This is a genomic window from Rhizobium sp. N122 (assembly GCF_002211295.1).
Taxonomy (GTDB): Bacteria; Pseudomonadota; Alphaproteobacteria; order Rhizobiales; family Rhizobiaceae; genus Rhizobium.
Genome location: NZ_LOKU01000030.1, coordinates 39,491 through 52,013 on the forward strand (window position 1 = coordinate 39,491; position 12,523 = coordinate 52,013).

Annotated in this window: 13 protein-coding genes and 1 pseudogene; 9 read left to right on the top strand and 5 right to left on the bottom strand. The window is 62.4% G+C overall.

Annotated elements, in window-relative coordinates; all coding sequences use genetic code 11:
• Positions 1-54: 54 nt before the first annotated feature.
• Positions 55-675: a pyridoxamine 5'-phosphate oxidase gene (gene pdxH / locus ATY75_RS20800; RefSeq protein ID WP_003584693.1), complete on the top strand. Its 621-nt coding sequence runs from the start codon at positions 55-57 to the stop codon at positions 673-675.
• Positions 676-681: 6 nt separating this feature from the next.
• On the opposite strand, the gene ATY75_RS20805 is transcribed toward pdxH, so the two are convergent.
• The gene (locus ATY75_RS20805) at positions 682-1,719 is read right to left on the bottom strand and encodes a polysaccharide deacetylase family protein (RefSeq protein ID WP_088939005.1); all 1,038 of its coding nucleotides are present in this window, start codon (positions 1,717-1,719) and stop codon (positions 682-684) included.
• Positions 1,720-1,934: 215 nt separating this feature from the next.
• On the opposite strand from ATY75_RS20805, the gene ATY75_RS20810 reads away from it, so the two are divergent.
• Together ATY75_RS20810 and ATY75_RS20815 are read left to right on the top strand one after the other, a co-directional pair.
• Positions 1,935-3,218 (top strand): D-alanyl-D-alanine carboxypeptidase family protein, encoded by a 1,284-nt coding sequence (locus ATY75_RS20810; protein ID WP_088939006.1) that lies wholly within the window; start codon positions 1,935-1,937, stop codon positions 3,216-3,218.
• A 59-nt stretch (positions 3,219-3,277) separates the two neighbouring features.
• Positions 3,278-3,595, top strand: coding sequence for a MazG nucleotide pyrophosphohydrolase domain-containing protein (locus ATY75_RS20815; RefSeq protein ID WP_088939007.1), 318 nt, complete (start codon positions 3,278-3,280; stop codon positions 3,593-3,595).
• Positions 3,596-3,614: 19 nt separating this feature from the next.
• Here the strand turns inward: ATY75_RS20815 and ATY75_RS20820 are convergent, their stop codons facing one another.
• The 3 genes from ATY75_RS20820 to ATY75_RS20835 all read right to left on the bottom strand — a co-directional run bounded on the left by ATY75_RS20820 (position 3,615) and on the right by ATY75_RS20835 (position 6,576).
• Positions 3,615-4,106 (bottom strand): GNAT family N-acetyltransferase, encoded by a 492-nt coding sequence (locus tag ATY75_RS20820; RefSeq protein WP_088939008.1) that lies wholly within the window; start codon positions 4,104-4,106, stop codon positions 3,615-3,617.
• Positions 4,107-4,123: 17 nt separating this feature from the next.
• Positions 4,124-5,539 (bottom strand): metalloprotease TldD, encoded by a 1,416-nt coding sequence (gene tldD, locus ATY75_RS20825; protein WP_088939009.1) that lies wholly within the window; start codon positions 5,537-5,539, stop codon positions 4,124-4,126.
• 371 nt (positions 5,540-5,910) lie between these two features.
• Positions 5,911-6,576: an invasion associated locus B family protein gene (locus ATY75_RS20835; RefSeq protein WP_190241396.1), complete on the bottom strand. Its 666-nt coding sequence runs from the start codon at positions 6,574-6,576 to the stop codon at positions 5,911-5,913.
• A gap of 316 nt (positions 6,577-6,892) precedes the next feature.
• Here ATY75_RS20835 and coxB point away from each other — a divergent pair, with 316 nt between their 5' ends.
• The 6 genes from coxB to ATY75_RS20865 all read left to right on the top strand — a co-directional run bounded on the left by coxB (position 6,893) and on the right by ATY75_RS20865 (position 12,197).
• A complete protein-coding gene (coxB, locus tag ATY75_RS20840) occupies positions 6,893-7,777 on the top strand; it encodes a cytochrome c oxidase subunit II (protein ID WP_064837119.1) in 885 nt (294 codons plus the stop codon).
• A gap of 17 nt (positions 7,778-7,794) precedes the next feature.
• Positions 7,795-9,495 carry a cytochrome c oxidase subunit I gene (gene ctaD, locus ATY75_RS20845; RefSeq protein WP_088939012.1) on the top strand — a complete coding sequence of 567 codons (1,701 nt, stop codon included), beginning with the start codon at positions 7,795-7,797 and terminating at the stop codon, positions 9,493-9,495.
• 66 nt (positions 9,496-9,561) lie between these two features.
• A complete protein-coding gene (locus ATY75_RS20850; RefSeq protein WP_088939018.1) occupies positions 9,562-10,512 on the top strand; it encodes a heme o synthase in 951 nt (316 codons plus the stop codon).
• Positions 10,512-10,652, top strand: coding sequence for a hypothetical protein (locus tag ATY75_RS34675; RefSeq protein ID WP_088939013.1), 141 nt, complete (start codon positions 10,512-10,514; stop codon positions 10,650-10,652). The genes ATY75_RS20850 and ATY75_RS34675 overlap by 1 nt, the downstream gene beginning before the upstream one ends.
• Positions 10,649-11,257: a cytochrome c oxidase assembly protein gene (locus ATY75_RS20860; protein ID WP_088939014.1), complete on the top strand. Its 609-nt coding sequence runs from the start codon at positions 10,649-10,651 to the stop codon at positions 11,255-11,257. The genes ATY75_RS34675 and ATY75_RS20860 overlap by 4 nt, the downstream gene beginning before the upstream one ends.
• Before the next feature lie 61 nt (positions 11,258-11,318).
• Positions 11,319-12,197 carry a cytochrome c oxidase subunit 3 gene (locus ATY75_RS20865; RefSeq protein ID WP_064837125.1) on the top strand — a complete coding sequence of 293 codons (879 nt, stop codon included), beginning with the start codon at positions 11,319-11,321 and terminating at the stop codon, positions 12,195-12,197.
• A gap of 222 nt (positions 12,198-12,419) precedes the next feature.
• Here the strand turns inward: ATY75_RS20865 and ATY75_RS34055 are convergent.
• A pseudogene (locus ATY75_RS34055) lies at positions 12,420-12,523 on the bottom strand (IS110 family transposase); the annotation flags it as partial.

Sequence of the window (12,523 nt, forward strand, 5' to 3'; positions counted from 1 at the left end):
TCCAGTTATCAAAAGCTGGGCGAGTTTTGAATAATCCGGGGCATTTGAACCAATATGTCGGCAAACGAGTTAACAAGCGGTGACTTTACCGAAAGTGGCGAACCCTTCAAGCTCTTTGCCGAATGGCTTGGAGAAGCGGAGGCTTCCGAACCCAACGACCCGAATGCCGTGGCGCTGGCAACGGTCGATGAGGATGGTCTTCCCAATGTCCGCATGGTTCTCCTGAAGGGATTCGACGAAGACGGTTTTGTCTTTTACACCAATTTCGAGAGCCAGAAAGGCCGTGAAATTCTCGGCCAGAAAAAGGCCGCCATGTGCTTTCACTGGAAAAGCCTGCGCCGCCAGGTCAGGCTGCGCGGCCCGGTCGAGATCGTCACCGACGCCGAAGCCGACGCCTATTTCAAGACGCGGGCTCGCGGCAGCCGCATCGGCGCCTGGGCTTCGAAACAATCCCGCCCGCTCGAAAGCCGATTCGCGCTTGAAAAGGCGGTGGCCGAATATACCGCCCGTTACGCCATCGGTGAAATTCCGCGCCCCGCTCACTGGTCGGGCTTCCGCATCCGACCGACCTCGATCGAATTCTGGAAGGACCAGAATTTCCGCCTGCATGACCGCATCGAATTTCGCCGGCCCTTGCCGGAAGGCGCATGGGACAAGGTCAGGATGTATCCGTAAGCGGCGTTATTTGCCCATCAGTTTCAGCGGAATGCCGGAGGCGAGCGCCGAGACGTAGCGTCGCTTCTGGTAGAAGCCGTTCAGCGATATGCGGCTGAGATAGCCGGTTTTCCGCGCCAACGGCAGGCCCGGCTGGGTCGTAACCGCAAGCTGAAAGCCGAGATTGCGGGCGATCGCCGCCTCGCGGCTGGTCGCAGCCTCCGGCGTGCCGTAGGGATAGGCGATCGTCTTGGGGCGGATGCCGGTCACCACTTCCACGTAATCGGCCGAAACCTGCATTTCTATCCGCGCTTCGGCCTCCGGCAGACGGGCCAGCGCCCGGTGGCTGATCGTATGGGCGCCGAGTGCGGCGAGGGGATGGGCCGCCAGCCATTGCAACTGACCAGGACCCATCACCAGTTCGCGGGTGATATCGGTCGGCTCGATGCCGTTTTCCCGTGCTAGCATGTCGATCGCGGCAACGGCGCGCGCCTCGTCGGAGCGGTGGATATAGGCGGCGAATCGATCGAAGGCATTCCATTGCTGTTGCGGATCGTCGAGCGCCAGGCGCTCGCTGCCGTGGCCGAAATCGAAGCGGAGTTCGCTTGAGCGGCGCAAGAGCACGGCGAGCGTCTCCCACCAGATGCTGTGGGAGCCCTCGGCAAAACCCTTGGCGACGAACACCGTGAACGGCGCCCGATGCTGTTCGAACACCGGCAGCGCGTGCTCCAGATTGTTGATGTAGCCGTCGTCGAGCGTGAAGGCGGCAAACGGCTTTCCGCCCTCGGGCTCGGCCAGCAGCGCCGGCACCTGATCGAGCGGCACGAAGCGATAGCCCTCCCGCCTCAACCGCCGCAGCGCCGCATCGAGAAAGCCGGGGGTGATTTCGAGATGCGCATTCGGCTCGAAAGCCTCCGGCACGTGCGGGCGGACATGATGCAGCGTGAAGACGACGCCGCGTCCGCGCGCTTGACGCATCAGCCCGGCGGCGGCGATGAGCCAAGAAACCTCGAGCCCGGCGCCGATTGCCGCGCGTTTTGCCAGTCGCTTGAATTGTCCCGCCATGCGCCGTCCGTTGCCTTTTTCCGGAAACTAGCAAGCGCGGCTTAAGCCTTGCTGAATCCCGATTTCGCACGCGTCTTTTCATTTCCTGTTAACCAAGGCGATGAAAAGACTAGAAAAATGATAGGAGTTGCCTCAAAGTCGCGCCAAACTTGCCGCTTCTGTCACATTACGGCACAAAGGCCGATCCTGTCCGCCGACGCATCAAGGGGAACTGCATGAGAACGCTTCTGGCGGCTGTTTTGACCGTAACGCTGGCCATTTCGGCGCCTCTTACGGCCTTGGCCGGCAGCGCTTCATTGATCCTCGATGCCCGCACCGGCAAGGTTCTCGCCGCCGAGAACGCCGATACGCTGAACCATCCGGCCTCGCTGACCAAGATGATGACGCTCTATCTCACCTTCGAGGCTTTGAAACGTGGCAAGATCGGCTGGGATACGCCGATCAAGATGTCGAAATATGCCGCCGCCCGGCCGCCGACCAAGCTCGGCGTCAAGGCCGGTGGCACGATCACTGTGCGCGAGGCGGTCTATGGCATGATCATCAAATCCGCCAATGATGCCGCCGCCGCCATGGGCGAGACGCTCGGCGGCTCGGAAAGCGGCTTTGCCCGGATGATGACGGCCAAGGCCCGCCAGCTCGGCATGAGCCGCACGGTCTTCGTCAACGCCTCCGGCCTGCCGGACGGCCGTCAGGTCACCACCGCGCGCGATATGTCGACGCTCGCCATCGCGCTGATGAAGAATTATCCGAACGAATACCGGCTGTTTTCGGCGGCAAGCTTCAATTTCCGCGGCCGCACTGTGCGCGGCCACAACAATCTCATGTACCGCTACCAGGGCATGGACGGCATCAAGACCGGTTACACCAACGCCTCCGGCTTCAACCTCGTCAGCGCCGTCAAGGACGGCAACCGCCGCGTTGTCGGCGTCGTGCTCGGCGGCCGCACCGCTCGCAGCCGCGACGCCAAGATGGCCGGTCTGCTCGACCGCTATCTCGGCCGTGCCTCCTCTTCCGGCGGCGCCAAGCTGGTGGCGAGCGTCGGGGCCAGGGAGCCTGTCGAAATCGCCTCCGCCGCCGACGATTCCGATGTTCCGGTGCCGCTGAGCGCGCCGCGCCCGGCCGACGATCTTGCCGCAAAGAGCCTGGCCTATGCCGATGACGCCGTTGTGCCGCTGGAGCGTCCGGTCGCGATGGACGAGATCCTGAACGCCGGCAAGGCGCCGAAAATGTCGGCAGACAAAGCCGAAGGTGACTGGCAGATCCAGATCTCGGCCGCGCCGAGCGCCGATGCGGCGCGCGCCCTTCTCGCCCAGGCGAAATCGGAAGGCGGCGCGCCGCTCAGTTCCGCCTCGCCCTATACCGAGGCAGTCGGGACGGGCGCCAACAAGATCTATCGCGCCCGCTTCGTCGGCTTCGCCAGCAAGGATGCCGCCGTCTCCGCCTGCGATGCGCTGAAGCAGCGCTCCTACGATTGCATGCTGCTGCCGGACCACGGCTGATCTACTCTGGACAAGCATCGGGAATCAGCGTCTCTTCCATAAACAAAAGGAGAACGCCGATGTTGCGTCGTCTTGCCGATCAGTTCGAAACCTCATCCGCCACCTATGCCGCGGCCAACGGCATCGAGCGTGACCCTGACTGGTTTCTCCTGAAGCTGCAGGAGGAGGTGGGTGAACTCACCCAGGCTTGGAACCGTGTGACCGGCCGCGGGCGCCGCAGGGACCGAACGCCGGAAGAACTCCACCGCGATCTCGCCGACGAAACTGCCGACCTGCTCGGCCATATCCTGCTCTTTGCCCGCCGCAACGATATCGATCTGGCTGCGGCGATCGAGCGTAAGTGGCGGTTTCAGCCGGCGGAAGTGTCGAAGAGCTGAGGAAGATCCGCCGCCGGAATCAGCCGACCTTGTAGCGATAAAACTTGGTGTCCACCGCCATCAGCGGGAAGGCGCGGGGCAGGGCGGTCTTGGCGATCTCGGTAAAGCCGTTCTTCTCGTAGAAGCGATGGGCGGCGACAAATTTGTCCGTCGTGCCGAGGAAGATATCGGTGAGGCCGGCATCCCTGGCATGGGCGAACAGGCGGTCGAGGAGCAGCGCCGCCACGCCATGCTCGCGGCCGCGCACGGCGGCTGAGACGAACATCTTGCGCAGCGCCGCCTGGTTGTTGCCGATATCCTTCAAGCCTAGCGTGCCGACGATGGCGCCGTCCCTGACCGCGACCCAGAACTCTCCCTTGCCGGACTGGTAGAAATCCGGGATGACCCTGAGGTCCGGCTGCGCATCGGCAGTGATGTCGATGCCGAACTCTTCGCGCTGGATCGGCAGGATCACCGAAAGCACGGCATCGGCGTCGCCTTCCGCAAAACGCCTGATCTCGACCTCCGCCATCACAGGCTCCTTTCGCCTCAGGTCTGCGTGCCGCCGACCGTCACCTGATCCATGCGCAGATGCGGCTGGCCGACGCCGACCGGAACCCATTGGCCAGCCTTGCCGCAATTGCCGATGCCGGTATCGAGTTTCATGTCATTGCCGATCATCGATACCCGCTTCATCGCATCCGGGCCGTTGCCGATCAGCATCGCGCCCTTGATCGGCGCGCCGACCTTGCCGTTCTCGATCAGATAGGCCTCGGTGCAGCCGAAGACGAATTTGCCGGAGGTGATATCCACCTGGCCGCCGCCGAAGGAAACGGCATAGATGCCCTTCTTCACCGAGGCGATGATTTCCTCGGGTGTCTTGTCGCCGCCGAGCATATAGGTGTTGGTCATGCGCGGCATCGGCACATGCGCATAACCCTGGCGGCGGCCGTTGCCGGTCGGCGCCATGCCCATCAGCCGGGCATTCTGCCGGTCCTGCATATAGCCGACGAGCTTGCCGTTCTCGATCAGCACGTTGTAGCCCGACGGCGTGCCCTCGTCGTCGATGGTGATCGAGCCGCGGCGGTTGTCGATGGTGCCGTCGTCGACGACGGTGACGCCGGGAGCGGCGACCATCTGGCCGAGCAGGCCTGCAAAAGCCGACGTCTTCTTGCGGTTGAAATCGCCTTCCAGCCCGTGGCCGACGGCCTCGTGCAGCATGACGCCCGGCCAGCCGGAGCCGAGAACGACGTCCATGGTGCCCGCCGGCGCATCGATCGCCTCGAGATTGACGAGCGCCTGGCGCAGCGCCTCGTCGGCGCCGTACTGCCAGCTGCCCTCGGCGATGAAGTCGCCGAAGCCGATCCGCCCGCCGCTGCCGTAGGAGCCGCTTTCCTGCCGATCGCCTTCACCGACCATGACCGAGATGTTGATGCGGGTCATCGGCCTGATGTCGCGCACGCGATGCCCGTCGGCGCGCAGGATGTCGACCACCTGCCAGCTCGCCGCGACCGAGGCCGTCACCTGCCGTACCTTGTCGTCCTTGCCCCTGAGATAGGCGTCGATATCCTGCAGGACCTTGACCTTTTCCTCGAAGCTCGGCTGGCCGATCGGGTTCTGGTCGCCGTAGAATTTCTTATTGGTGCCTTGCGGGGCTGCCGCATAGGAGCCGGAATAGCCGCGCGTCACCGCCCCCACGGCATCCGCCGCCCGCTTCAGCGCCGCCACCGAAAGATCGCCGGCATGGGCAAAACCGACCGCTTCGCCGGCAACGGCGCGCAGGCCGAACCCCTGCTCGGTGTTGAAGCTGCCGCCCTTCAGCCGGCCATTGTCGAAGGTCAGCGCTTCGGCCTGCGCATGCTCGATAAACAGCTCGCCGTCATCGGCGCCGGCGAGCGCCTCGGCGACCAGACCACGCATCGTGGCTTCGTCGGCATCGAATAGCGTCAGGAGATCGGTGGTCATGGTCTGGCTCCAATAGGCATGCGTGCGGGAATGCGCTTACGCATCTAGATAGGGCTCCCAATGATAAGGAGTGAAGCCCTGCGGCGGAATATTCTTTGTTACTTGGGAGAGACCTAAGCGTTTTTAGGGTTTTCCGCGCAGGAGACGCCTCCTGCGGATGGGGTTCCCCACGCGCCAGCATCACGTTTGGCTGGAACGTCACCTCATTCTCCGTCCTCCTCGGCCTTGAGCCGAGGATCCATGCCACCACCGAGGGTGCCGCGTGGATGCTCGGGTCAAGCCCGAGCATGACGGAGGGTGGGATAAGCCTCTGGAGCAAGTACAGCGACGATTGAGGGGCGAGCGTAATTGCGCGCCGCACTCGCATACCCTTACGGCAGCGCGTCAAAACCTTCGGCGAAGCCCTTGAGGTCGACGGGGATGCCGATGCCTTCTTCGGGGGTCTGGAAGACGATGAAGGTTGCCTGGGCGCCGCTGCGGAAGGTCTTCAGCAACTCGTCCTCGAGCACCACCTCGGCATAACAGCCGTCGGCGAAGCAGCGCACGAAATAGGCGCGGCCGATATCCTTGCCGTCGACATTGAGGCCGAGGCCGTTCGGCAGGAGCACGCCGAGCGGCGCCAGCACCCGCAGGATCTTCGACTTGCGGTCGGCGGTCTTCAGCACGACGACGGAAAGCCCGACCTCGGGCCGATCCTCGGCGATGACGTTCTGCATCAGCGCGCATTGTTCGGTCGAAGCCCCTGCCGGTTTGTCGCAGACGACCGACCATGCGCCGTGATTGGATTTCACCGTGCCCGGTGCCTGCGGCTGGGTCTGGCCGGGTGACACCTGGATATTCGGATTGGCCGCGTTCGGCTGCTGCGGCGTCGCGCTCGGAGCGGGAGCAGGGGCCGCAGCCGGCGGCTTGGCCTGCGCCGGCGCCGGTTGCTGCTGTGCGAAAACGGGCGTCGTCGCTGCGGCCGCGATGCTGGCAGTCACGAGAAGCGACTGCGCGAGGGAACGGAAACCCATGGAAACCTCTGGATATCGAATCATTGCCGCTATTGTTGAAGCTGCCCACCAAAAATGAAAAGCCCCACCCCGTGAAAACCGGGGGACTGCGGCGGAAATTGGACCTTTCGGCAAGAATGTGCGGCGCGCGGATTGGCCGGAAAGCCGATTTTTCATATGCTGATGAAAAACTTGGGATGTTTTGCCCTTCCGGCCTGCCTATGCTTTCAGCAAAAATGCCGCATAGACAATTGCTCTGACCTGTTGCGGCAAATGCCAAACTGTGGTTTGAAGCGCTGAAGATGGCAAGGATTCTGCGTTCTATTCTGCAGGTCAAGCGCTCGAGGGAGATAATAAGGTGATGAAGAAGGCTTATGCAGCCCTGACCACGCTGGTCTGTCTGCTTTTTGCTTCCGGCACATATGCCGACCAGCCAATGCCGTGGCAGGCGACGCTGCAGCCGGCGGCAACGCCGATCATGCGGGAAATCCACTGGTTCGAACAATATACCCTGTGGTTTATCGTTCCGATCACGCTCTTCGTTCTGGTCCTGCTCATCGTCGTCTGCGTCAAGTTCCGCGCCAGCGCGAACCCGGTCCCCTCGAGGACGAGCCACAACACTATGATCGAGATTGCCTGGACCGTGGGGCCGGTCCTGGTGCTGCTTCTTCTCGCCATTCCTTCGTTCAACCTGCTGACGGCGCAGCTGACGCTGCCCGAAAACCCCGACGTGACGATCAAGGCGACCGCCACCCAGTGGCAGTGGAACTATGAATATGAAGGTTCGGGCGACAGCCCGCTGGCATTCGACAGCTATCTCTTGAAGGATCAGGACCGCGCTGCCGCCGGCAAGGAAGACAAGTCGGTTTATCCCAGGCTTCTGGCCGTCGACAACGAACTGGTGCTGCCGGTCAACAAGACGGTCCGCGTTCTCGTGACCTCTGCCCCGACCGACGTCATCCACGCTTTCGCCATGCCGTCCTTCGGCGTCAAGATCGACGCCGTTCCGGGCCGCCTGAACGAGACCTGGTTCAGGGCCGAGCGCGAAGGCCTGTTTTATGGCCAGTGTTCCGAGCTCTGCGGCAAGGACCATGCGTTCATGCCGATTGCCATCCGCGTCGTCTCCGAGGACAAGTATAAGCAGTGGCTGACGACAGCCGCGAGCGACCTGCCCGGCGCCTACAAGACACTCATGGCTGCAACCGATGGTCCCGCAAAGACCCTCGACGTCGCCGAAGCACAGTAATTAAGGGGATCGGGACAATGGCTGGACCTTCCGCTCACGACGATCATTCTCACGGTCATGCCCATGATGACCACGCCCATGATCATGACCACGATCACGGGCACAAGCCGAGCTTTGTCAATCGCTGGCTGTTTTCGACCAACCACAAGGACATCGGCACGCTCTACCTGATCTTCGCGATCATCGCCGGCATCATCGGCGGCGCGCTGTCGGTGGCCATGCGCATGGAGCTGCAGGAGCCTGGCATCCAGATCTTCCACGGCCTGGCGTCGATGGTCTATGGCTATGAAGGCGATGCCGCGATCGACGGCGCCAAGCAGATGTTCAACATGTTCACCACCGCGCACGCGTTGATCATGATCTTCTTCATGGTCATGCCGGCGATGATCGGCGGTTTTGCCAACTGGATGGTGCCGATCATGATCGGCGCGCCCGACATGGCCTTCCCGCGCCTGAACAACATCTCCTTCTGGCTGATCGTTCCGGCCTTTGCGCTGCTGCTTCTGTCGATGTTCGTCGAAGGCCCGGCAGGCGCCTACGGCACCGGCGGCGGCTGGACGATGTATCCGCCGCTGGCGACCAGCGGCACGCCCGGACCGGCGGTCGATCTGGCGATCTTCGCGCTGCACATTGCCGGCGCCTCGTCGATCCTCGGTGCGATCAACTTCATCACCACGATCCTCAACATGCGCGCTCCCGGCATGACGCTGCACAAAATGCCGCTGTTTGCCTGGTCCGTGCTGATCACCGCCTTCCTGCTGCTGCTGTCGCTGCCGGTTCTGGCAGGCGGCATCACCATGCTGCTCACCGACCGTAACTTCGGCACCTCCTTCTTCTCCCCGGAAGGCGGCGGCGACCCGATCCTCTACCAGCACCTGTTCTGGTTCTTCGGTCACCCCGAGGTTTACATCCTCATCCTGCCGGGCTTCGGCATGGTCAGCCACATCATCTCGACCTTCTCGAAGAAGCCGATCTTCGGCTACCTCGGCATGGCCTACGCCATGGTCGCGATCGGCGCCGTCGGCTTCGTCGTCTGGGCCCACCACATGTACACGGTCGGCCTGTCGCTCGACGCGCAGCGCTACTTCGTCTTCGCGACGATGGTCATCGCCGTTCCGACGGGTGTGAAGATCTTCTCCTGGATCGCGACGATGTGGGGCGGCTCGATCTCGTTCCGCACGCCGATGCTCTGGGCGATCGGCTTCATCTTCCTGTTCACGGTCGGCGGCGTCACCGGCGTCCAGCTCGCCAATGCCGGTCTCGACCGCTCGCTGCATGACACCTATTACGTCGTGGCCCACTTCCACTACGTTCTGTCGCTCGGCGCCGTCTTCGCGATCTTCGCCGGCTGGTACTACTGGTTCCCGAAGATGACCGGCTACATGTACAACGAGTTTGTCGGCAAGCTGCATTTCTGGGTGATGTTCATCGGCGTCAACCTGGTGTTCTTCCCGCAGCATTTCCTCGGCCTCGCCGGCATGCCGCGCCGTTACATCGATTATCCGGATGCCTTTGCCGGCTGGAACTATGTGTCCTCGATCGGCTCCTACATCTCGGCCTTCGGTGTGCTGATCTTCCTCTTCGGCGTCTTCGAGGCCTTGGCCAAGAAGCGGGTCGCCGGCGACAATCCGTGGGGTGAGGGTGCAACGACGCTCGAATGGCAGCTGCCTTCGCCGCCGCCCTATCACCAGTGGGAACAGCTTCCGCGCATCAAGTAATTGCGCGGGTGTCAGGACGCCGTATCGACTGCGGCGTCCTGATATTCTGACATTCGGGACGGAATGATGACGGTTATCGACAATCACGGGACGCTTGCAAAGGACGGCGAATTGTCGGAAGCGAGTGCGCGCGATTATTTCGAATTGCTGAAGCCGCGGGTGATGTCGCTCGTGGTCTTCACTGCCTTTGCCGGTCTGGTGCTGGCGCCGGGCCACATCCATCCCGTCCTCGGCCTGATCGCCATACTCTGTATCGCCGTCGGCGCCGGCGCCTCCGGCGCGCTCAACATGTGGTACGACGCTGATATCGACGCCATCATGAGCCGCACCGCCAACCGTCCGATCCCGGCCGGCCGCATCGCGCCCTCGGAGGCGCTGGCCTTCGGCCTGGTGTTGTCGGGCTTCTCGGTCGTCATCCTCGGCCTTGCCGTCAACTGGCTGTCGGCCGGCATTCTCGCCTTCACCATCTTCTTCTACGCCGTCGTCTACACCATGTGGCTGAAGCGCTCGACGCCGCAGAACATCGTCATCGGCGGAGCCGCCGGCGCCTTCCCGCCGATGATCGGCTGGGCCTGCGTGACCAACAGCGTGACGATCGAAAGCACCGTGCTCTTCCTGATCATCTTCCTGTGGACGCCGGCGCATTTCTGGGCGCTGGCCCTCTTCAAGATGCGCGATTACGAGGCCGTCGGCGTGCCGATGCTGCCGAACGTTTCCGGCGAGCGGGTGACCAAGCATCAGATCGTCGCTTATGCAGTGTTGACCGCCGTTTGCGCGGTGTTGCCCTCCTTCCTTGGTTTCGCCAGCCTCGGCTACGGCCTGGTGGCCGCCACGCTTGGCGCAATCTTCATCTACTGTTCCATCGCCGTCTGGCGTATGCCCGACGGCGATCTGAAGATGATTCCGGCGAAGAAGCTCTTCGCCTTCTCGATCTTCTATCTCTTCGCCGTGTTCTCCGCCCTGATGATCGACCGGCTGACCTCGGTGCTGGTTTCGCATGCGGGAGGTTGGTTCTGATGGATCTCGTTAAGCTCACGGAAAAGCAGCTCAAGTCGCGCCGCAATCGTAATGTCGCATTGGGCCTGGTGCTTGCCGGCCTCGTCATTCTCTTTTACGCGATCACCATCGTGAAGATCGGCGGGGGAATGGCCGGATGAGCGAAAAGCCCGCCACACCGAAAAAGCCGGGACGCAACAACGGCGCCGTCGTCATGATGTGCCTGAGCTTCGTCTTCGGCATGGGCGCGATGAGCTACGCCGCCGTGCCGCTCTACCGGATCTTCTGCCAGGTCACCGGCTATAACGGCACGACGCAGCGCGTCGACCAGGTGTCGAGCGTCGTGCTCGACCGGACGATGCGCGTGACCTTCGACGCCAATGTCGCACCCGGCCTGCAATGGGACTTCAAGCCGGTCGAGCGCGAGGTCAATCCGAAGATCGGCGAAACCATCCAGGTCAATTTCACCGCCGAGAATCGCTCGAACGAGACGCAGCGCGGCCAGGCGGTTTTCAACGTCACGCCGGGTGAAGCGGGCGTCTATTTCAACAAGGTGCAATGTTTCTGCTTTACGGAAACAGACCTGAAGCCGGGCGAAAAGCTCGACATGCCGGTGGTGTTCTACATCGATCCGGAAATCGTCAAGGCCGTGGAATCGAAGAACATCCATACGGTCACGCTGTCATATACGTTCTACCCGAAAGAGGGTCCGAAGCCGCTGGCTTCGAATGAGGGTGGAGCGGTAAAGAGTGAAAAGAAACTTTGATCAAGGCTCGTTTCCGGCTATGCCGGGAGCGGAGTGAAGGAAGACATCCGGGGATAGCTACATGGCCGATGCTCATCAGAAGAATCACGACTATCACATCATCGATCCGAGCCCGTGGCCGATTCTCGCCTCGCTCGGCGCCTTCATCATGGCGATCGGCGGCGTCTGCTACATGCGTTACCTGAACGGCGGATCGTTCAAGGTCGCCGGCGCCGAACTCGCCAATCCCTGGCTCTTCTATATCGGCTTCGCGCTGGTTCTCTACGTCATGTACGGCTGGTGGGCCGATACGGTGAAGGAAGCCCATGAGGGCGCCCACACCCGAGTCGTCTCCCTGCATCTGCGCTACGGCATGATCATGTTCATCGCTTCGGAAGTGATGTTCTTCGTCGCCTGGTTCTGGGCCTATTTTGATGCCAGCCTCTATCCGAACGAGGCGATCCAGGCTTCGCGCCTGCTCTATACCGGCGGCACCTGGCCGCCGAAGGGCATCGAGGTGCTCGATCCCTGGCACCTGCCGATCTACAACACCGTCATCCTGCTGCTCTCCGGCACGACGGTCACCTGGGCGCATCATGCGCTGCTGCACAATGACCGCAAGGGCCTGATCCAGGGCCTGGTTCTGACGGTGCTGCTTGGCATCTTCTTCTCCAGCGTCCAGGCCTATGAATATGCCCACGCGCCCTTCGCCTTCAAAAATTCGATCTATGGCGCGACCTTCTTCATGGCGACCGGCTTCCACGGTTTCCACGTCCTCGTCGGCACGATCTTCCTGCTGGTCTGCCTGATCCGGGCGCTGCGCGGCGACTTCACCCCGAAACAGCATTTCGGCTTCGAGGCCGCCGCCTGGTACTGGCACTTCGTCGACGTCGTCTGGCTGTTCCTGTTCTTCTGCATCTACGTCTGGGGCGGCTGGGGCGCCCCCGTCGCAGCCGGCTGACGGCAGCGAGTTTCAAGTGAAAAGGCGGGCCGGGTGCCCGCCTTTTTTGTATGGCGGACGTCTAGTTGGTTTGTCCGGTTTGCGCGGAAAGCTGCCCCTCACCCTAACCCTCTCCCCGTAAAGCGGGGAGAGGGGACGTGCCCTGCGAGAGGTGGGAGAGGGACGGAGAGCTTGCGGCTTGCCCCTTCGCCCCGCGCGCGGGGAGAGCGACTGTCTTCTTTGTCAAGCGTTTTGCCATGGTCGTCCGTCCCTGATGATGGCGTTGAGGATGGTGAGCAGCTTGCGCATGGTGGCGACGGTTGCGACGATCTTGGGCTTGCCGGCCG